The organism is Serratia ureilytica, assembly GCF_017309605.1.
GTDB lineage: Bacteria > Pseudomonadota > Gammaproteobacteria > Enterobacterales > Enterobacteriaceae > Serratia > Serratia ureilytica.
This window is the reverse complement of sequence record NZ_CP071320.1, coordinates 1,015,767-1,037,068: the sequence shown is the minus strand read 5'-3', so window position 1 is coordinate 1,037,068 and position 21,302 is coordinate 1,015,767. Positions and strand designations below refer to the sequence as shown.

General features: G+C 60.0%; 15 protein-coding genes and 2 rRNA genes. 12 read left to right on the top strand and 5 right to left on the bottom strand.

Going from position 1 to position 21,302, the window contains the following annotated elements:
- Positions 1-50: 50 nt before the first annotated feature.
- The gene (gene proX, locus J0X03_RS04730; RefSeq protein ID WP_033644160.1) at positions 51-1,052 is read left to right on the top strand and encodes a glycine betaine/L-proline ABC transporter substrate-binding protein ProX; all 1,002 of its coding nucleotides are present in this window, start codon (positions 51-53) and stop codon (positions 1,050-1,052) included.
- Between the two features lie 30 nt (positions 1,053-1,082).
- On the opposite strand, the gene J0X03_RS04725 is transcribed toward proX, so the two are convergent.
- Positions 1,083-1,961, bottom strand: coding sequence for a LysR family transcriptional regulator (locus J0X03_RS04725; protein ID WP_042785250.1), 879 nt, complete (start codon positions 1,959-1,961; stop codon positions 1,083-1,085).
- Positions 1,962-2,066: 105 nt separating this feature from the next.
- Here J0X03_RS04725 and J0X03_RS04720 point away from each other — a divergent pair, with 105 nt between their 5' ends.
- The 7 genes from J0X03_RS04720 to emrB all read left to right on the top strand — a co-directional run bounded on the left by J0X03_RS04720 (position 2,067) and on the right by emrB (position 9,384).
- Entirely contained in the window at positions 2,067-3,266 is a 1,200-nt protein-coding gene (locus J0X03_RS04720; protein ID WP_103101674.1) for an MFS transporter, read from the top strand.
- Between the two features lie 121 nt (positions 3,267-3,387).
- Positions 3,388-4,134, top strand: coding sequence for an AzlC family ABC transporter permease (locus J0X03_RS04715; RefSeq protein WP_033644163.1), 747 nt, complete (start codon positions 3,388-3,390; stop codon positions 4,132-4,134).
- A complete protein-coding gene (gene ygaH, locus J0X03_RS04710; protein ID WP_033644164.1) occupies positions 4,124-4,471 on the top strand; it encodes an L-valine transporter subunit YgaH in 348 nt (115 codons plus the stop codon). The genes J0X03_RS04715 and ygaH overlap by 11 nt, the downstream gene beginning before the upstream one ends.
- A 162-nt stretch (positions 4,472-4,633) precedes the next feature.
- Positions 4,634-5,152 (top strand): transcriptional repressor MprA, encoded by a 519-nt coding sequence (mprA, locus tag J0X03_RS04705; RefSeq protein WP_004928879.1) that lies wholly within the window; start codon positions 4,634-4,636, stop codon positions 5,150-5,152.
- A gap of 28 nt (positions 5,153-5,180) precedes the next feature.
- Positions 5,181-6,632 carry an efflux transporter outer membrane subunit gene (locus J0X03_RS04700; protein ID WP_033644165.1) on the top strand — a complete coding sequence of 484 codons (1,452 nt, stop codon included), beginning with the start codon at positions 5,181-5,183 and terminating at the stop codon, positions 6,630-6,632.
- A gap of 23 nt (positions 6,633-6,655) precedes the next feature.
- Positions 6,656-7,828 (top strand): multidrug efflux MFS transporter periplasmic adaptor subunit EmrA, encoded by a 1,173-nt coding sequence (gene emrA, locus J0X03_RS04695; protein WP_016929855.1) that lies wholly within the window; start codon positions 6,656-6,658, stop codon positions 7,826-7,828.
- A gap of 17 nt (positions 7,829-7,845) precedes the next feature.
- On the top strand, positions 7,846-9,384 hold the full coding sequence (gene emrB, locus J0X03_RS04690) for a multidrug efflux MFS transporter permease subunit EmrB (RefSeq protein ID WP_033644166.1): 1,539 nt from the start codon (positions 7,846-7,848) through the stop codon (positions 9,382-9,384).
- 60 nt (positions 9,385-9,444) lie between these two features.
- Here the strand turns inward: emrB and J0X03_RS04685 are convergent, their stop codons facing one another.
- A complete protein-coding gene (locus J0X03_RS04685) occupies positions 9,445-10,533 on the bottom strand; it encodes a tRNA/rRNA methyltransferase (RefSeq protein WP_033644167.1) in 1,089 nt (362 codons plus the stop codon).
- A gap of 207 nt (positions 10,534-10,740) precedes the next feature.
- Here J0X03_RS04685 and trxC point away from each other — a divergent pair, with 207 nt between their 5' ends.
- The 4 genes from trxC to pssA all read left to right on the top strand — a co-directional run bounded on the left by trxC (position 10,741) and on the right by pssA (position 16,169).
- Positions 10,741-11,160, top strand: a complete 420-nt coding sequence (gene trxC / locus J0X03_RS04680) for a thioredoxin TrxC (protein WP_004928868.1) — start codon at positions 10,741-10,743, stop codon at positions 11,158-11,160.
- Positions 11,161-11,274: 114 nt separating this feature from the next.
- The gene (locus J0X03_RS04675) at positions 11,275-11,964 is read left to right on the top strand and encodes a tRNA-uridine aminocarboxypropyltransferase (protein ID WP_047573925.1); all 690 of its coding nucleotides are present in this window, start codon (positions 11,275-11,277) and stop codon (positions 11,962-11,964) included.
- A gap of 48 nt (positions 11,965-12,012) precedes the next feature.
- Entirely contained in the window at positions 12,013-14,661 is a 2,649-nt protein-coding gene (locus tag J0X03_RS04670) for a bifunctional acetate--CoA ligase family protein/GNAT family N-acetyltransferase (RefSeq protein ID WP_033644169.1), read from the top strand.
- Between the two features lie 152 nt (positions 14,662-14,813).
- Complete coding sequence (pssA, locus tag J0X03_RS04665; RefSeq protein ID WP_033644170.1) at positions 14,814-16,169, top strand: CDP-diacylglycerol--serine O-phosphatidyltransferase; 1,356 nt, start codon at positions 14,814-14,816, stop codon at positions 16,167-16,169.
- 36 nt (positions 16,170-16,205) lie between these two features.
- On the opposite strand, the gene J0X03_RS04660 is transcribed toward pssA, so the two are convergent.
- The 3 genes from J0X03_RS04660 to J0X03_RS04650 all read right to left on the bottom strand — a co-directional run bounded on the left by J0X03_RS04660 (position 16,206) and on the right by J0X03_RS04650 (position 21,153).
- A complete protein-coding gene (locus tag J0X03_RS04660) occupies positions 16,206-17,516 on the bottom strand; it encodes an MFS family transporter (RefSeq protein ID WP_033644171.1) in 1,311 nt (436 codons plus the stop codon).
- A gap of 439 nt (positions 17,517-17,955) precedes the next feature.
- Positions 17,956-18,071 (bottom strand): 5S ribosomal RNA (gene rrf, locus J0X03_RS04655).
- A gap of 175 nt (positions 18,072-18,246) precedes the next feature.
- A 23S ribosomal RNA gene (locus tag J0X03_RS04650) occupies positions 18,247-21,153 on the bottom strand.
- Positions 21,154-21,302 lie beyond the last annotated feature (149 nt).

Genomic DNA, 21,302 nt, shown 5'->3' with positions numbered 1-21,302 from the left:
TGCGGCCCCGGCGGGCCAGGGCACCACCACATCAAAAGAGGGGAAACACTATGCGCACCACGGGCATCTGGGCTCTCGCCCTGACGACACTGATTGGCTCACAGAGCGCCATCGCGGCGGATTTACCCGGCAAGGGGATCGCGGTACAGCCGGTGCAAAGCACCATTTCCGAAGAGACGTTCCAGACGCTGCTGGTCAGCAAGGCGCTGGAAAAACTGGGTTACGACGTGAAGGAACCGCGCGAAGTGGATTACAACGTCGCCTACACCTCCATCGCCTCCGGCGACGCCACCTTTATCGCGGTCAATTGGGATCCGCTGCACGCCGATCAGTACAAGGCCGCCGGCGGCGACGCCAAGTTCTACCGCGAAGGCGTCTACGTCAACGGCGCCGCGCAGGGCTACCTGATCGACAAGAAAACCGCCGAGCAGTACCACATCACCAACGTCGAACAGCTCAAGGATCCCAAGATCGCCAAGCTGTTCGACACCAACGGCGACGGCAAGGCCGATCTGACCGGCTGCACCCCGGGCTGGGGCTGCGAGGCGGTGATCAACCACCACATCAAGGCCTATGGCCTGAGCAATACCGTCGAACACAACCAGGGCAACTACGCGGCGATGATCGCCGACACCATCACCCGCTACAAAGAGGGCAAACCGGTACTGTATTACACCTGGACGCCGTACTGGGTCAGCGATGTGATGGTGCCGGGCCGCGACGTGGTCTGGCTGCAGGTACCATTCTCTTCCTTGCCGGGCGAGCAGAAGAACGTCGATACCAAGCTGCCTAACGGCGCCAACTACGGCTTCCCGGTCAACACCATGCGCATCGCCGCCAACAAGCAGTGGGCCGAAGCCAACCCGGCGGCCGCCAAGCTGTTCGCCATCATGAAGCTGCCGATCGCTGACATCAACGCGCAAAACCTGCGCATGCATGAAGGCCAGGCTTCGGAAGCCGATATCCAGAACCACGTTAACGGCTGGATCAAGGCGCACCAGGCGACCTTCGACGGCTGGGTGAAAACCGCCGCCGAAGCGGCGAAGCCGTAACCGATCGGGGGCGCCGCCTCTGCCGCGCCCCTACCCCGCCAGATCGATGCCGCTGAACTGTAAAAAACGGGCGGCGGCGTTCGACAAGGGCTGCGGCCAGATGCAATACACCTGGCGCCGCGGCCCGTCTTCAATCGGAATCGACACCAGCGCGCTTAAGCGTTGCGCGGTCGAGATCGGTACGATGCCCGCCGCCAACCCGCGCCGCACCAGATTCTCCAGCCATTCGATATGATCGATCTCAAAACTGACGTGCCGGCGGATGCCCGCCGCCTGAAAGGCGCGATCGGTTTGGCGCCGCGCGCCGGTGCCGCTGTAGAAATCCACCAGCGGCACTTCCGCCAGCGCCTGCAGGTTCACCCGCTCGCGGTTGGCCAGCGGATGCTGCGGCGCCACCAGCGCCACCAGTGGCTCATCGGTCAACTGCCGGTGTGACATCGGCAGCAGATCGACATCGCCGGGCCAGATGCCGACGAACGCCATATCGCACTTCTGCTGACGCACATCCTCCAGCAGGGCTTCGCTCATGCCAACGTACAGGCGGATGTTCACCGCCGGATAGTGGCGATGAAACTTGTCGAGCTTTTCGGTCAGATCAATCGCGTTTATGGTTGAAATCGTGCCGATGGTCAGGGTGCCGGACACCGCATCGCCGGCGGCGGTCACCTCCTCCACCAGCGCCTGCTGCGCCGCCAACAGTCGCTGCGCCGAGGGTATGAAAGCCTGGCCGGCGGGGGTCAAGCGCACCCGGCGCGAAGTACGTTCAAACAGCGTACAGCCCAGCTCTTCTTCCAGTTTGGCGATCTGGTGGCTGAGCGCCGACTGCACCGTATGGCAGCGCTGCGCCGCCCGGGTGAAACTCTGTTCTTCCGCCACCGCCAGCGCATAGCGGATCTGTTTCAGGTTCATGGCATCTATCTTGAAATGAGATAAATAAAATGAAAATTATACATTGGTTTCCGGACGCGCGTTGCCGGATACTGCGCGCCATCTTCTTCCCGTGATGAAAAAACCATGAGCCAACAAAACGCCCATCCGGGCCTCAGCCCGGCGCTGACCGTGCTGATCGCCATCGCTACCGGCCTGGCGGTCGCCAGCAACTATTACGCGCAACCGCTGCTGGAAACCATCGCCACCAGTTTCAACCTGTCGGTCAACCAGGCCGGCTTTATCGTCACCGCCGCGCAGCTCGGTTATGCAACCGGCCTGCTGCTGCTGGTGCCGCTCGGCGATATGTTCGAGCGCCGCGGGCTGATCGTGTTCATGACGCTGCTGGCCGCCGGCGGCATGCTGATCACCGCTACTTCCGCCACGCTGCCGATGATGATCCTCGGCACCGCGCTCACCGGGCTGTTCTCGGTGGTGGCGCAGATCCTGGTGCCGCTGGCCGCCACGCTGGCCCACCCGGAAAAGCGCGGCAAGACCGTCGGCATCATCATGAGCGGCCTGCTGCTCGGCATCCTGCTTGCGCGCACCGTCGCGGGCGCCTTGGCGTCGTTCGGCGGCTGGCGCACCATCTACTGGGTCGCCAGCGTGCTGATGATCCTGATGGCGCTGATCCTGTGGCGCGCGCTGCCGCGCTATAAGCAACACTCCGGGCTGAACTACCCGCAGCTGCTGGCCTCGATCTTCAGCCTGTTCTGCCGCACGCCGCTGCTGCGCACCCGCGCCATTCTCGGCGCGCTGTCGTTCGCCAACTTCAGCGTACTCTGGACCTCAATGGCCTTTCTGCTCGCCGCGCCGCCGTTCAACTATTCCGAAGGGGTGATCGGACTGTTCGGTCTGGTGGGCGCCGCCGGAGCGCTGGCCGCTTCGCGCGCCGGGCATCTGGCGGACAAAGGCAAGGCCGGGTTGACCACCACCGTCGGCCTGGTATTGCTGCTGCTGTCCTGGATACCTATCGCGCTGGCTAAACAATCGCTGTGGGCGCTGATCGCCGGCATCCTGATCCTCGATCTGGCGGTGCAGGCGGTACACGTCACCAACCAGAGCGTGATGTATCGCATCATGCCGGAGGCGCGCAACCGCCTGACCGCCGGCTACATGACCAGCTACTTTATCGGCGGCGCCCTCGGTTCGCTGCTCTCCGCGTCCGCCTATCAGCATGCCGGCTGGTACGGCGTAGCCGCCGTCGGAGGGGTGTTATGCCTGCTCAACCTGCTGACCTGGTGGCTCGGCAAGCATCACGATCCGCAGGGGCCGGCGGCAATCTGATTATCGTGCAAATAGTCACTAAAGAAATTTATTAGCGGTGCAGGGTATAAACATTACTTACTCTCTGGTAATGTTCTGGGCATAAACTATTGACGACCTATCTACCCTGCGACCCACAACCATGCAAAGCCAAGCTGCAGACAGCCTTACTCCGCCCGCCGTCAGCGCCACCTTCGCCAACGGCGTCGTCGACAGTTTGCCGATCGTCATCGGGTACGTGCCGGTGGCGTTCGCTTTCGGCCTCAGCGCCGTCAAACTGGGCTTTTCCCCGCTGGAAAGCATTTTCTTCTCCTGCATCATCTACGCCGGCGCCAGCCAGTTCGTGATCACCGCCCTGCTGAGCGCCGGCATGTCGCTGTGGGTCTCCGCGCTGACGGTAATGGCGATGGACGTGCGCCACCTGTTGTATGGCCCGGCGCTGCGTCACCGCATCGTCTCGCGCCTGTCGCCCGGCAAAACGGCGCTGTGGGCCTTTGGCCTGACCGATGAGGTCTTCGCCGCCGCCACCGCCAGGCTGATGCGCAATAACCGCAGCTGGAGCGAAAACTGGATGCTGGGCATCGCGCTCTGTTCCTGGCTCTCCTGGGTGGCCGGCACCGCGCTCGGCGCGCTGTTCGGCAACGGCCCGCTGGAGCAGTTCCCGGTGATCGAGGCCTCGCTCGCCTTCATGCTGCCGGCGCTGTTTCTCAGTTTCCTGCTGGCCGCCTTCCGGCGCCCGCAGAGCCTGACCATCGCCGCCGCGCTGGCCGGCGCGCTGCTCGGCGTGGTGCTGTTCTCCATTCCGGTCGCCATTTTGGCCGGCATCGGCGCCGGCTGCGCCGCCGCCCTGTTCCAACCCCCGCACGCGGAGGCCAGCCATGAACACTGATGTGCTGGTGATCGGCCTGGTGGTGGGCTGCGCCAACTACCTGTTCCGTTATCTGCCGCTGCGGCTGGCGCCGGCGCGCGCTCAGCCCGGCATCAAACGCGGCAAAGCCGCCCTGCTGCTCGACAGCATCGGCATCGCCTCCATCTGCGCCCTGCTGGTGGTCTCCAGCACGCCGGTGGTGATGCGCGAACCGGACAAGCTGCTGCCGACGTTAGCGGGGTTCGCCGCGCTGGCGCTGTGTTTCTACCGCAGTAAAAGCATCATTCTGTCGACGCTGCTCGGCGCGACGGCCTTTGGCGTCACATTAAAATTGTTAATGTTTTTCGGCCCTGGCTGACGCCGCCTCCGACCGTTTGGCTTCACACTGGCGTTTTCAGGCGTCACATCTTTACAAACACTGACAAATGACACGAATTGCTAAATTATCCGCACGGCTGAACATTTACATTATTTGTCACCGTCGTTACTATCTCGAACGAAATTAATGAGGCCCTAAATTATGGAAAGCTCGTTTGCCCCCATAGAACAAATGCTGAATTTCCGCGCCACGCGGCAGAAAGATTTCCCTTATCAGGAAATCCTGCTGACCCGTCTGTGCATGCACATGCAAGGCAAGCTGCTGGAAAATCGCAATAAGATGCTGAAAGCGCAGGGGATTAACGAAACACTGTTTATGGCGCTGATTACCCTGGATGCGCAGGAAAGCCACAGCATCCAACCTTCTGAGCTAAGCTCTGCCCTGGGCTCCTCGCGCACCAATGCGACCCGCATCGCCGACGAGCTGGAGAAGCGCGGCTGGATCGAGCGCCGGGAAAGCGACAACGATCGCCGCTGCCTGCATCTGCATCTGACGCCGCAGGGGGAAGAATTTCTCAGTCAACTGCTGCCGCCGCAGCACCAATGTCTGCATTTCCTGTGGTCCACGCTGACCGACGATGAGCAAAAACAGCTGGAACAGCTGACGCGCAAATTGCTGGCACGTCTGGATCAAATGGAAATCACAGAACAGTTACCCTAATTCACAATTTCTGTTCAGGTACCTACTTATGCGATCCCCATTTCACTGGAGATTCACCCCGCTGTTCGCCGTGTTGCTGCTGGCCGGGTGTGCTTCTACCGATAATATTGCCCCGCAATCCACGCTGATGGATCCGCAGAGCCTGCAGTTGGCTCAGCCGAAAGTCAGTTCGCTGGCCGTCAGCCCGCAGTGGTGGCGCGCCCTCAAGGATCCGCAGCTGGACGCCTTGATGACGCAAACACTGCAAAGTTCGCCGACCCTGCGTCAGGCCGCCGCCCGCGTGCGCGAAGCGCAGAGCGTGGTAGGCGAAGCCAACGCCGCCAACGGGCCGAACCTGGATCTGAACGCCAGCACCCAGCGTCAGCGCGTGCCGCAGAACGTCAATATGGGGCTGGGGTATCCGCATAAGCCGATCTATTCAAGCTCCAACTCGCTGGGGTTGAACCTGGCGTACGAGTTCGACTGGTGGGGCAAATACCGCAACCAGGTGAACGCCGCCAAGGCGCAAGTGAACGCAGCGCGCGCCGAGCAGGAACAGGCGGCTCTGACGCTGACCAGCTCGGTGGCGTCCGCCTACTATCAGCTGCAGAGCAATCTCGCGCTCGAGAAGCTGCTGCAGCAGGAAGTGAACAACAACGAGCGCCTGACCGCGCTGCGCCAACAGCGCTATCAGGCCGGCCTGACCGGCGTCGACGTGCCGCAACAAACCCAGGCGCAGTCCGACGTCGCCAAACAGCAGATTCTGCAGCTGCAGTCGCAAATCGAACAGCTCAGACACCAGCTCGCCGCGCTGGCGGGCCAGGGGCCGAACGCCATGCAGCACCTGCGTCAGGTGCCGCTGCCTGCAGACAACCTGATGGCGCCGCAGGGCGAACTGACGGCGGATCTGCTGGGCAAACGCCCGGACATCGCCGCGCAACGCCAGCTGGTGGAGTCTTACAGCCAGCGCGTCAGCGCCGCGCGTAAAGAGTTTTACCCCAGCCTGACCATTTCAGCCTTCGCCGGCCTGATGACCACCAATACCAGTGGCACCAGCCCGAATCTGTTTGAAGCGGCCAGCCAGGCCTGGAACGTGATGCCGGCGATCTCGCTGCCGATCTTCCACGCCGGCGCCCTGCGCAGCAAGCTGGGCGAGGAATCCGCGCTGTATGACGAAGCGGTGGAATCCTACAACCAAACCATCCTGAATGCGGTACAGGAAACCGCCGACGCCATCACCATCCAGCAGAGCTCTGCACAACAGCAGCTGCAGGCGGCGTCCGCGGCCCAGTCGATGCAACAGGTGTATCAGGTCGCCAACGCCCGTTACCAGGCAGGGATTATCGGGCGCGACGATCTGTTGACCAGCCAGACGCAGCTATTGCAGCAGCAACAGGCGGAGTTGAATGCCAGCAGCAATTTACTGCAGGCGAAGATAGGACTGATCCGCGCGTTGGGCGGTGGCTATCAGGCCCCGGCCGCAGCGGATTCGAAAGCATAATAATATAAGGCTTGGAGAACACCATGAGCGCAAGCGCGGAAACCCAAAACCCGCAGCAGCCGAGCGGCAAAAAGAAGCAGCGCAAATTTTGGCTGCTGTTGCTGACGGTTATTTTCATTGTTATAGGGGTGGCTTATTTAGTGTATTGGTTCCTGGTGCTGCGTCATCACCAGGAAACCGACGACGCCTACGTCTCCGGCAACCAGGTGCAGATCATGGCCCAGGTGTCCGGCAGCGTGAACAGCGTCAACTTCGACAACACCGACTACGTCAAGCAGGGCGACGTGCTGCTGACGCTCGATCCGACCGATGCCGAGCAGGCGTTTGAACGCGCCAAAACCGGCCTGGCCAACAGCGTGCGTCAGACCCACCAGCTGATCATCAACAGTAAGCAGTATCAGGCCAACATCGCCTTGCGCAAGACCGATCTGAGCAAGGCCGAGAACGATCTGAAACGTCGCGTGGTGCTGGGCAGCGTTGACGCCATCGGCCGCGAAGAGCTGCAACACGCTCGCGATGCGGTCGACAGCGCCAAAGCCGCGCTGGAAGTGGCGGTGCAGCAATACAACGCCAACCAGGCGATGGTGCTGAACACCCCGCTGGAACAGCAGCCGGCGATCCAGCAAGCCGCCGCGCAGATGCGCGACGCCTGGCTGGCGCTGCAGCGTACCAAAGTGATCAGCCCGATTACCGGCTATGTCTCGCGCCGCAGCGTGCAGGTCGGCGCGCAGATCGCCGCCGGTTCGCCGCTGATGGCGGTAGTGCCGGCCGATCACATCTGGGTTGACGCCAACTTCAAGGAAACGCAAATCGCCAATATGCGCATCGGCCAGCCGGCGACGGTGGTCAGCGACGTCTACGGCGACGACGTGGTGTATCAAGGCAAAGTGGTCGGTATCGACATGGGCACCGGCAGCGCCTTCTCGCTGCTGCCGGCCCAGAACGCCACCGGCAACTGGATCAAGGTGGTGCAACGTCTGCCGGTGCGTATTGAGCTCGACGCCAAGCAGGTGGCCGATCATCCGCTGCGCATCGGTCTTTCGACGCTGGTGACCGTCGACACCGCCAACCTGGACGGCCGCGTGCTGTCTGACGTGGTGCGCGACAAACCGCTGTATCAGAGCGACGCGCTGGCGTTGAATCTGGCGCCGGTTAACCAGCTGATCGCCGACGTGATCCATGCGAACGCCGGCTAAGCGCGCGGGAGGCCATCTTGCCACAGAAACCGCTTGAAGGCGCCCAGCTTGCCTGGATGACGGTCGCGCTCGCCATGGCGACCTTCATGCAGGTGCTGGACTCCACCATCGCCAACGTGGCGATCCCCACCATTGCCGGTAACCTCGGGTCTTCCAACTCGCAGGGCACCTGGGTGATCACCTCGTTCGGCGTGGCGAACGCCATCTCGATCCCGATCACCGGCTGGCTGGCGAAGCGCATCGGCGAAGTGCGGCTGTTCCTCTGGTCCACCGCGCTGTTCGTTCTCGCCTCCTGGCTGTGCGGCATCTCCAACAGCCTCGGCATGCTGATCTTCTTCCGCGTGATCCAGGGCGTGGTGGCCGGGCCGCTGATCCCGCTGTCGCAGAGCCTGTTGCTGAACAACTACCCGCCCGCCAAGCGAGCGATGGCCCTGGCGCTCTGGTCGATGACCGTGATCGTCGCGCCGATCTTCGGGCCAATTCTCGGCGGTTACATCAGCGACAACTACCACTGGGGTTGGATCTTCTTCATCAACATCCCGATCGGCGCCTTCGTTATCCTGGCGGCGATGGCGACGCTGAAGGGGCGAGAAACCAAAACCGAGATCAAGCCGATCGACACCGTCGGTCTGGTGCTGTTGATCGTCGGCATCGGTTCGCTGCAGGTGATGCTCGATCAGGGCAAGGAGCTGGACTGGTTCAACTCGACCGAGATCATCACCCTGACCGTCGTGGCGGTCGTGGCGCTGCTGTTCCTGGTGGTCTGGGAACTGACGGACGATCATCCGGTGGTGGATTTGTCGCTGTTCAAGTCGCGCAACTTTACCATCGGCTGTCTGTGCATCAGCCTGGCGTACATGCTGTATTTTGGCGCCATCGTTCTGCTGCCGCAGCTGCTGCAAGAGGTGTACGGCTATACCGCCACTTGGGCGGGGCTGGCGTCGGCGCCGGTCGGGCTGATCCCGGTGCTGCTGTCGCCGATCATCGGTAAGTTCGGCAACCGGCTCGACATGCGCAAGCTGGTGACTTTCAGCTTCATCATGTATGCCGTGTGCTTCTACTGGCGCGCCTATACGTTTGAACCGGGCATGGACTTCGGCGCTTCGGCCTGGCCGCAGTTCGTTCAAGGTTTCGCCATCGCCTGCTTCTTCATGCCGTTGACCACCATCACGCTGTCCGGCCTGCCGCCGGAACGCATGGCGGCGGCATCGAGCCTGTCGAACTTTACGCGAACCCTGGCGGGGTCGATCGGCACCTCGATCACCACCACCCTGTGGACGCAGCGCGAATCGCAGCATCACGCGCAGCTGACGGAGTTCGTCAACCCGTACAATCCGCAGTCGCAGGAGATGTACCGGCAGCTCGAGCAGCTCGGCATGAGCAAGCAGCAGGCGTCGGCCTACATCGCCAACGAGATCACGGCACAGGGGCTGATCATCTCCGCCAACGAGATTTTCTGGCTGTCGGCCGGGGTATTCCTGGTGCTGCTGGCGCTGGTGTGGGTAGCGAAACCGCCATTCAGCTCCGGCGGCGGCGGGGGCGGTGGCGCTCACTAAGCTTCAATAAACGAAACGGGCGCCCTGAGGCGCCCGTTTTTTTATCCGACGTAGAACAGATTACGCCTGATTCTGACGCCACCAGTCCGCCAGCAGAATGCCGGTCGCCACGGAAACGTTCAGGCTTTCTACCTTGCCGGTGCCGCCGATAGACACGTTCATATCGCCCTGCTGCCAGGCGCTATCGCTGAGGCCGTCGCGCTCCTGGCCAAGCACCAGCACCATCTTGGCCGGCAGCTTGGCCTGCGCCAGCGCGGTGCCTTTGTGGCTGGAGGTGGTGACGATGGTGTAACCCGCCTTGCGGAAGGTATCCAGCACCGACAGGAAATCATCGGCGTTGATCGCCTTGATGTGCTCCGCACCGCCTTCTGCGGTACGCACCGCCGCGCCGGATTCCAGCAACGCCGGATCCTGCAGCAGCACGCCGTTGACGCCGAAGTGGGCGCACGAACGGACGATGGCGCCCAGGTTATGCGGGTTGCCGACTTCTTCCAGCGCCAATACGCAGTCGGTCGCCGGCGCAGTTTTCAGGTAGGTCTGCGCATCCAGGCCCTGACGCTTTTTGATCAGGAAGCAGACGCCGCCGTGGTGCTCGGTGCCGGAAGCCTTGGCCAGCTCTTCCTCATCCACCACGTGGTAGGCTTTGCGGTTAGCCGCCATCCAGCGCAGCGCTTCACGGAAGCGCGGCGTGACCGACTGCACGAACCAGGCGCGCACGATCGCTTCCGGGCGGCTGGCGAACAGCGCCTGACAGGCGTTCTCACCGTAAACGCGGGTTTCTTCCGCGCGCTGGCGGCGCAGCTGTTCCGGATCGATAAAGCTTTTGCCGCTGATGCCGCCGTGATCGAACGCCGGCTCTTCACTCGGCGCGCGCGACACGGTTCTCCACGGCGACTCGTTGCCGCCGCGATCTTCAGAGCGCGCCGGACGGCGAGGACGATCGCTTTCACTGCGGCGGGAATCGGCTCCGCGACGGTCATTGCCGCCGCGCGCCTTGTCTTGACCGGTGCGGCCCGAGCGCGCACCGTCAGCCGGACGGCCTTTGCCGGCCGGACGTTTATTCTTGTTGCGGTCGTCGCCGTTGTCGTCGTCGCTGCGGACGTACATCACTTTGACCTTACCGTTCTTGCCACTAAATGAATCGTTCATTGTCTTCTCCACCAACGCGCAGGGCGCGAAGATTACCTGATGTTGGTGCATGAAGCCACCAACTTGCGCTAAAAGCTCCCAACTATCACATCCATTGAACAAACCTCATTGTTCATGCGCCGGGTTTTGCCGATAATCGTCAGCATTAAAGAAACATCTCCGCAACCGCGTTGCGGGGACCATGCTTTCTCAGTACCCGAGGTCAACATGAATACAGTTTGTGCAGCTTGCAATGCCACCAACCGTGTGCCGGAAGAACGTCTGGCGGACAACGCGAAATGCGGCCGCTGCGGCCATGAGCTCTTCGACGGTGAAGTGATCAACGCCACCGCCGCCACGCTGGACCAGTTGCTGCAGGACGATCTGCCGGTCGTGGTCGATTTTTGGGCGCCGTGGTGCGGCCCGTGCCGCAGCTTTGCGCCGATCTTTGAAGACGTGGCCGAAGAGCGCGCCGGCAAAGTGCGCTTCGTGAAAGTGAACACCGAAGCCGAGCCGGAACTGAGCGCACGTTTCCGCATCCGCAGCATCCCGACCATCATGGTGTTCCGTCAGGGCAAGATGGTCGACATGCTCAACGGCGCGATGCCGAAGGCGCCGTTTGACAACTGGCTCAACGAGTTAGTGTGATTCGGCAAGTATAGGCCGTATCCCGCCATCGCGCGCGAACGCGCCCCGATCGAGCCCGCCCCTCCCGGCGGGCTTTTTTCTGCGTTACAATAACGGTTTTTCCCCAGGATCGTTATGACCGACAACGCCGTACTTCGCCTGCGCCAATTCCGTTTAGACCGCGCCACCCGCCCCTTTCTGGCGCGCGGTTGCCGGGTGGCGCGTTGTCAGGGGTGCCTGCTGCCGCATAAGAACTGCCTGTGCGACACCATTCGCCCGCAGCAGGCCGGCAGCCGTTTCTGCCTGATCATGTTCGGCGCAGAGCCGCTCAAGCCCAGCAACACCGGGCGCCTGATCGCCGATATCCTGCCGGACACCCAGGCGTTCCTCTGGTCGCGTACCGAGGTCGATCCCGCCCTGCTGGCGGCCATCAACGATCCGACACGGCAGCCTTACGTGGTGTTCCCCGCGTCCTACGCCGACGCCGAGCGGCCGGTGTTCAGCGAACTGCCCGTCGGCGGCAAACCGCCGCTGTTCATCATGCTGGACGGCACCTGGGCGGAAGCGCGCAAAATGTTCCGTAAAAGCCCGTATCTCAATCAATTCCCGGTGTTTTCACTCAACGTCGACGCCGCATCGGCCTACCAGCTGCGCGAAGCCAGCCGCGCCGAGCAACACTGCACGGCGGAAGTGGCCGCCGCCCTGCTGCAACAGGCGGGCGATATGCCGGCCGCCGACGGATTGAATCAGCATTTCCGCTATTTCCGTCAACAGTATCTGGCGGGAAAACCGACCCGACCGGAGGCACCGGTCACAGCAATGTAGCCATAAAGCGCCTAAAATCAGGCGTAACGTTGCCAAAAGGAGCCGTGCATGAGCCAGCGAGGGTTAGAAGCGCTACTACGTCCCAAATCGATCGCCGTGCTGGGCGCTTCGCAGCAGCCGGGCCGCGCCGGCAACCTGATGATGAGCAACCTGCTGGCCGGCGGTTTCGGCGGGCCCATCTTGCCGGTGACGCCGCGCTACAAGGCGGTATGCGGCGTCATGGCCTATCCCGACGTCGCCAGCCTGCCGCTGACGCCGGATCTGGCGATCATCTGCACCCACGCCAGCCGTAATCTGGCACTGATTGAAGCGCTGGGCCAACGCGGCTGCAAAACCGCCATCGTGCTCTCTTCGCCGCCGGAACAGTTCGCCGAGCTCAAAGCCTGCGCGCAGCGTTACGCCATGCGGCTGCTGGGCCCCAACAGTCTGGGGCTGCTGGCGCCGTGGCAAGGCATCAACGCCAGCTTCTCGCCGGTGCCGATCCAAAAGGGCAAGCTGGCGTTTATCTCGCAGTCCGCCGCCGTCGCCAACACCATTCTCGACTGGGCGCAGCAGCGCGAAGTCGGCTTCTCCTATTTCATCGCGCTGGGCGACAGCCTGGATATCGACGTCGACGACCTGCTCGACTTTTTGGCGCGCGACAGCAAGACCAGCGCCATCCTACTGTATCTGGAAAACATCAGCGACGCGCGGCGCTTTCTCTCCGCCTCGCGTAGCGCCTCGCGCAACAAGCCCATTCTGGTGATCAAAAGCGGCCGCAGCCAACAGGCGCAATTACTGCTCAACAGCCAACTGGGCCTGGACGCCGCCTATGACGCCGCCATCCAGCGCGCCGGCCTGCTGCGCGTCCAGGATACCCATGAGCTGTTCTCGGCGGTGGAAACCCTCAGCCATATGCATCCGCTGCGCGGCGAACGGTTGATGATCGTCAGCAACGGGGCGGCGCCGGCGGCGATGGCCTTGGACGAACTGCTCGGCCGCAACGGCAAGCTGGCGACGCTGAGCGAGGAGAGCCTGGCGACGCTGAGCGACGCGCTGCCGGACTTCATTCGCGCCGGCAACCCGCTCGACCTGCGCGACGACGCCACGCCGCAGCGTTATCTGGCGGCTCTCGAAGCGCTGCTCGACAGCCACGACTATGACGCGCTGCTGCTGATCCACGCGCCGAGCGCGGCTGCGCCCGGCACCGCCACGGCGCAGCGGCTGATCGACGCGCTGCATCGTCATGCGCGCGGCAAGCGCATCACGCTGCTGACCAACTGGTGCGGCGAATACTCTTCGCAAGAGGCACGCCGGCTGTTTACCGAGGCCGCCATTCCGACTTACCGCACGCCGGAAGGCGCGGTCACCGCTTTTATGCATATGGTGGAATACCGCCGCAACCAGAAGCAGCTGAAGGAGACGCCCGCGCTGCCGGTCGGCCTGACCGCCAATACCGCCGATGCCCACCGCCTGATCCATCAGGCGCTGGCCGAAGGCGCCACCCAGTTGGATACCCACGAGGTGCAATCCATTCTGCAGGCCTACGATCTGAGCACCCTGCCGACCTGGATCGCCGAAGACAGCGCCGAAGCGGTGCACATCGCCGAGCAGATCGGCTACCCGGTGGCGCTGAAGCTGCGCTCGCCGGATATCCCGCACAAATCGGAAGTTCAGGGCGTGATGCTTTACCTGCGCACCGCGACCGAAGTGCAACGCGCGGCGGAGGCGATCCTCGACCGCGTGAAGCGTACCTATCCTCAGGCGCGCATCCACGGCTTGCTGGTGCAGAGCATGGCCAACCGCGCCGGCGCCCAGGAGCTGCGCATCGCCGTGGAGCAGGATGCCATTTTCGGCCCGTTGATCATGCTGGGTGAAGGCGGCGTAGAGTGGCGCCAGGAAAATCAGGTCGCGGTCGCGCTGCCGCCGTTGAATATGGCGCTGGCGCGTTATCTGGTGCTGCAGGCGGTGAAAGGCGGCAAGATCCGCGGGCGCAGCGCACTGCGGCCTTTAGATATCCCCGGGCTGAGCCGCTTGCTGGTGCAGGTTTCCAACCTGATCCTTGACTGCCCTGAGATCGCCCGGCTGGATATTCACCCGGTGCTGGCTTCCGGCAGCGAGTTCACCCTGCTGGACGTTTCGATGCAGCTCGCACCGTTCAGCGGCGATCCGCAGGCGCGGCTGGCGATTCGGCCTTATCCGCATGAGCTGGAAGAGACCATCGCGCTGAAAGACGGCAGCCAATGCCTGTTCCGCCCTATCCTGCCGGAAGACGAGCCGGCGCTGAAGCATTTCATCGACCGGGTGACCAAGGAAGACCTCTATTATCGCTACTTCAGCGAGATCAACGAGTTTACCCATGACGATTTGGCCAACATGACGCAGATCGACTACGATCGGGAAATGGCCTTTGTGGCGGTGCGGGCAGATGAGATTATCGGCGTGACCCGCGCGCTGTCCGATCCGGACAACACCGACGCCGAATTCGCCGTGCTGGTACGTTCCGACCTGAAAGGCGTGGGGCTCGGCCGCCAGCTGCTGGAGAAAATGATCGCCTATGCGCGCGCGCATGGCCTGACCCGCCTGAGCGGTATCACCATGCCGAATAACCGCGGCATGATCGCGCTGGCGCAGCGGTTGGGCTTTGGCATCGAGGTGCAGCTTGAGGACGGCATCGTCAATCTGACGCTGCCGCTGCAGGCCGACGACGCGCAGTGACCTGCGTCGCAATGCGCTACGAATCCACCACTTAACGCCAAAACATACGCACAATCGAGGCAACTAATGGTATTATCGCCCGATTATTCGGTTTATTGTTTTTAAGTCTGTGGCGTTCCGGCCATCAATCATGAGAGAAGAAGCGCACTGTGATGTTGTCAAAATTTAAACGTAGCAAACATCAACAACACCTTGCACAACTGCCCAAACTCCCCCAGACGGTTGCTGATGTTCGTACTCTGTACGCGCCGTCCGACTTTCGCGCCACGCTGCTGGATTCCATCGCCAACGCCACCCAACGTATCTATCTGGTGGCTCTGTATCTGGAGCATGACGACGCCGGGCGTGAGATCCTCAACGCGCTGTATCAAGCCAAACAGCGGCGGCCCGAGCTGGAAATCTGCGTGCTGGTCGACTGGCACCGCGCACAGCGCGGGCGCATCGGCGCCGCCGCCGCCAATACCAACGCCGACTGGTACTGCGCCATGGCCAGCCAGCATCCGGAACAGTCGGTGCCGATCTACGGCGTACCGGTCAATACTCGCGAAGCACTGGGCGTATTGCATCTGAAAGGTTTTGTGGTCGACGATACCGTTATCTACAGCGGCGCCAGCATCAACGACGTCTATCTGCATCAGCATGAGAAATACCGTTACGATCGCTACCAGTTGATCACCAACGGCGTGCTGGCCGATACCCTGATCGATTACATCAAGCAGCATCTGCTCACCGCCGGCGCCGTACAACGCCTGGATCGCAGCGATCGGCCGAAAAGCCCGGAGATCAAAAACGAAACCCGTCTGTTCCGTTTCGCCCTGCGCCGCGCCGGTTACCACTTCCGCGGCAAGGCCGGCAACGATGAGCTGGCGGTGACGCCGATGGTTGGGCTAGGCAAACAAAGCGTGCTGAATAAAACCATTCATCACCTGATGTCATGCACCGACCAGAAACTGACGCTGTGCACTCCCTATTTCAACCTGCCGGCGCTGCTGGTGCGCAACATCATTTATCTGCTGCGACAGGGCAAGCAGGTGGAAATCATCGTCGGCGATAAAACCGCCAACGATTTCTATATTCCGGAAGACCAGCCGTTCAAAATCATCGGCGCGCTGCCCTACCTGTATGAGATCAACCTGCGCCGCTTCCTGAGCCGGTTGCAGCGTTACATCGACACCGGCCAACTGATCGTGCGTTTGTGGAAGGATGGCGATAACAGCTATCACCTGAAAGGCATGTGGGTAGACGAAGAGTGGCAGCTGATTACCGGCAATAACCTCAACCCGCGCGCCTGGCGGCTGGATCTGGAAAACGCCATTCTGATCCACGATCCCAAGCAAGAGCTGCGCGAGCAACGGCAGAAAGAGCTGGAATGCATCCGTACTCATACCACTGTAGTCGGCCATTATCAGGAACTGCAAAGCATTCAGCAGTATCCGATCAAGGTGCGTAAGCTGATTCGGCGTCTGCGCCGTATCCGTATCGATCGGCTGATCAGCCGTATCCTGTAAGCGGTATGCTGACCCCGGCCAAGGCCGGGGTTTTTATTACAGCTGTATCTCCTTGCCTTTGCGATGCAACCGGAGCGAGACCAGCAGCGCCAGCAGGCACATGCCGGAGACATACCAGAAGAAAGCGTTCTCCACGCCAAACGATTTAAGCGACAGCGCGACATATTCCGCCGAGCCGCCGAACATGGCGTTCGCCACCGCATAAGACAAGCCCACCCCTAAAGCACGTACCTCCGGCGGGAACATTTCGGCTTTAAGCAGCCCGCTGATCGCGGTGTAAAAACTGATGATGAACAGCGCCAGCACGATCAGGCCAAACGCCATATAAGGATTACTCACCTCTTTCAGAGCGAACAGGATCGGCACCGTCAACACCGTGGCAAAGGCCGAGAAGATCAACATCGAGCTGCGACGGCCGATTTTGTCCGAAAACGCGCCTACCGCAGGCTGCAGCAGCATAAAGACGAACAGCGCGACGGTCATGATGGCGCTGGCCAGCTTGGCGTCCATACCGGCGGTATTCACCAGATATTTCTGCATGTAGGTGGTGAAGGTGTAGAAGGTCAGCGAACCGGCGGCGGTAAAGCCCAGCACCATCAGGAACGCCTTGCGATTTTTCCACAGGCCCGTCAGCGAACCGGCATCTTTGTGGTTACGCGTCTTCGCATCGGAGGTTTCATTCAGCGAACGGCGCAGGTACAGCGCAACTACCGCCAACACGGCCCCCAGGGCAAACGGAATGCGCCATCCCCAGGCTTTCAGCTCTTCGGCGGGCAATATCTGCTGCAGGATCACCAGGACCAGCAACGCCAACAGTTGCCCGCCGATCAGCGTCACGTACTGGAACGAGGCGTAAAAGCCGCGTCGCCCCTTGATCGCCACCTCGCTCATATAGGTCGCGCTGGTGCCGTATTCTCCCCCTACCGACAGCCCCTGGAACAGGCGGGCGATCAGCAGCAACGCCGGCGCCCAGCTGCCGATCGATTCATACGTCGGCAGGCAGGCGATCACCAGCGATCCGGCGCACATCATGCAGACTGAAAGCAGCATGGAGTTTTTTCGGCCATGCTTGTCGGCAATATAGCCGAACAGCCAACCGCCGATAGGTCGCATAAAGAAGCCGGCGGCGAAAACACCGGCGGTTTGCAGCAGCTGCGTGGTGCTGTTGCCCGCTGGAAAGAACGAGGCGGCAAAATAAATGGAACAGAAGGAGTAAACGTAAAAATCAAACCACTCCACCAGATTGCCTGATGAAGCCCCGACGATAGCGAAAATGCGTTTCTTGTTATCCAGCGCCCCCTGTTCGACGCCGTGCTCATCCCCAAGAGCCGAGGTTGTTTCTGTCATGATGTATTCTCCGAGCCATAACAATGATGAAATTTGGCTTCCTGCCGCCCTGGTTGTTACTTTATTGTTATTTATAAGTTAACAGCCAAACTTAATAGCGGACGAAGAATATCTGACATTCAGAGAAACAATGCGTTGGTTTTGTGATGAATATTAAACAGTACGATGAAAGCTGAAGCGGATTACAACGGGGATTTTCCATTTTACGCACAGCAAAAAGCCCTGAACGTCAGTTCAGGGCTTTCGGCTTTGTTTGATGCCTGGCAGTGTCCTACACAATTCGTCTCATCCTGAGACTCTCCCCTCCGGGGCCGCCGCACGCGGCGTTAAGGCCCGTTCCCGACGGGCCTTTCGCATGCCCATGCTCGAGCAGAACGCCAGATAACAGACAAAGCAAAAAGCCCCATGCTTTCGCATGAGGCTTTTTGCTTTGTTTGATGCCTGGCAGTGTCCTACTCTCGCATGGGGAGACCCCACACTACCATCGGCGCTACGGCGTTTCACTTCTGAGTTCGGCATGGGGTCAGGTGGGACCACCGCGCTATTGCCGCCAGGCAAATTCTGTTTCATTCCAACCGCCTCACTTCCGTGAAGCCATCAGAACCAATCTTGGAACGTCGCTGAAAATTATTCGTATCATCCTGATACTCACCCCTTCGGGGCCAACGCTCCGCGTTGTTCAAAATCGTTCCTGACGATTTTGTCTCTCTAAAAACACCTTCGGTGTTGTAAGGTTAAGCCTCACGGATCATTAGTACTGGTTAGCTCAATGCATCGCTGCACTTACACACCCAGCCTATCAACGTCTTAGTCTTAAACGTTCCTTCAGGGGCCTTAAAGGCCCAGGGAAGACTCATCTTGAGGCAAGTTTCGCGCTTAGATGCTTTCAGCGCTTATCTTTTCCGCACTTAGCTACCGGGCAATGCCATTGGCATGACAACCCGAACACCAGTGGTGCGTTCACTCCGGTCCTCTCGTACTAGGAGCAACCCCTCTCAATCTTCCAACGCCCACGGCAGATAGGGACCGAACTGTCTCACGACGTTCTAAACCCAGCTCGCGTACCACTTTAAATGGCGAACAGCCATACCCTTGGGACCTACTTCAGCCCCAGGATGTGATGAGCCGACATCGAGGTGCCAAACACCGCCGTCGATATGAACTCTTGGGCGGTATCAGCCTGTTATCCCCGGAGTACCTTTTATCCGTTGAGCGATGGCCCTTCCATTCAGAACCACCGGATCACTAAGACCTACTTTCGTACCTGCTCGAGCCGTCACTCTCGCAGTCAAGCTAGCTTATGCCTTTGCACTAACCTCACGATGTCCGACCGTGATTAGCTAACCTTCGTGCTCCTCCGTTACTCTTTGGGAGGAGACCGCCCCAGTCAAACTACCCACCAGACACTGTCCTCACCCCGGATCACGGGGCCGAGTTAGAACATCAAACATTAAAGGGTGGTATTTCAAGGATGGCTCCACGCAGACTGGCGTCCACGCTTCAAAGCCTCCCACCTATCCTACACATCAAGGCTCAATGTTCAGTGTCAAGCTATAGTAAAGGTTCACGGGGTCTTTCCGTCTTGCCGCGGGTACACTGCATCTTCACAGCGAGTTCAATTTCACTGAGTCTCGGGTGGAGACAGCCTGGCCATCATTACGCCATTCGTGCAGGTCGGAACTTACCCGACAAGGAATTTCGCTACCTTAGGACCGTTATAGTTACGGCCGCCGTTTACTGGGGCTTCGATCAAGAGCTTCGCCTTGCGGCTGACCCCATCAATTAACCTTCCAGCACCGGGCAGGCGTCACACCGTATACGTCCACTTTCGTGTTTGCACAGTGCTGTGTTTTTATTAAACAGTTGCAGCCAGCTGGTATCTTCGACTGGCTTCAGCTCCATCCGCGAGGGACTTCACCTACATGCCAGCGTGCCTTCTCCCGAAGTTACGGCACCATTTTGCCTAGTTCCTTCACCCGAGTTCTCTCAAGCGCCTTGGTATTCTCTACCTGACCACCTGTGTCGGTTTGGGGTACGATTTAATGTTACCTGGAGCTTAGAGGATTTTCCTGGAAGCAGGGCATCAACTACTTCTGCACCGTAGTGCATCGTCATCACGCCTCAGGGTTAGTATGCAACCGGATTTACCAGGTCACACCCCCTACACGCTTAAACCGGGACAACCGTCGCCCGGCTAGCCTAGCCTTCTCCGTCCCCCCTTCGCAGTAACACCAAGTACAGGAATATTAACCTGTTTCCCATCGACTACGCTTTTCAGCCTCGCCTTAGGGGTCGACTCACCCTGCCCCGATTAACGTTGGACAGGAACCCTTGGTCTTCCGGCGAGCGGGCTTTTCACCCGCTTTATCGTTACTTATGTCAGCATTCGCACTTCTGATACCTCCAGCAACCCTCACAGGCCACCTTCAACGGCTTACAGAACGCTCCCCTACCCAACAACGCTAAGCGTCGCTGCCGCAGCTTCGGTGCATGGTTTAGCCCCGTTACATCTTCCGCGCAGGCCGACTCGACCAGTGAGCTATTACGCTTTCTTTAAATGATGGCTGCTTCTAAGCCAACATCCTGGCTGTCTATGCCTTCCCACATCGTTTCCCACTTAACCATGACTTTGGGACCTTAGCTGGCGGTCTGGGTTGTTTCCCTCTTCACGACGGACGTTAGCACCCGCCGTGTGTCTCCCGTGATAACATTCTTCGGTATTCGGAGTTTGCATCGGTTTGGTAAGCCGGGATGGCCCCCTAGCCGAAACAGTGCTCTACCCCCGAAGATGAGTTCACGAGGCGCTACCTAAATAGCTTTCGGGGAGAACCAGCTATCTCCCGGTTTGATTGGCCTTTCACCCCCAGCCACAAGTCATCCGCTAATTTTTCAACATTAGTCGGTTCGGTCCTCCAGTTAGTGTTACCCAACCTTCAACCTGCCCATGGCTAGATCACCGGGTTTCGGGTCTATACCTTGCAACTAATCGCCCAGTTAAGACTCGGTTTCCCTACGGCTCCCCTATACGGTTAACCTTGCTACAAAATATAAGTCGCTGACCCATTATACAAAAGGTACGCAGTCACACCACGAAGGTGCTCCCACTGCTTGTACGTACACGGTTTCAGGTTCTATTTCACTCCCCTCGCCGGGGTTCTTTTCGCCTTTCCCTCACGGTACTGGTTCACTATCGGTCAGTCAGGAGTATTTAGCCTTGGAGGATGGTCCCCCCATATTCAGACAGGATGTCACGTGTCCCGCCCTACTCATCGAACTCACGACCTGTGCATTTTAGTGTACGGGGCTATCACCCTTTACTGCGCGACTTTCCAGACGCTTCCACTAACACACAAGCCGATTCAGGTTCTGGGCTCCTCCCCGTTCGCTCGCCGCTACTGGGGGAATCTCGGTTGATTTCTTTTCCTCGGGGTACTTAGATGTTTCAGTTCCCCCGGTTCGCCTCATGCCACTATGTATTCATGACATGATAGTGTGTCGAAACACACTGGGTTTCCCCATTCGGGTATCGCCGGTTATAACGGTTCATATCACCTTACCGACGCTTTTCGCAGATTAGCACGCCCTTCATCGCCTCTGACTGCCTAGGCATCCACCGTGTACGCTTAGTCACTTAACCTCACAACCCGAAGATGTTTCCATCGTTCGCGCTGCAAACATTTGAGAGACTCTATGACAGGTTACTCTTCATCCCAATACATCTACGGAGGGATAAATTTCAGCCGTCATGTTTCAATTTTCAGCTTGTTCCAGATTGTTAAAGAGCAA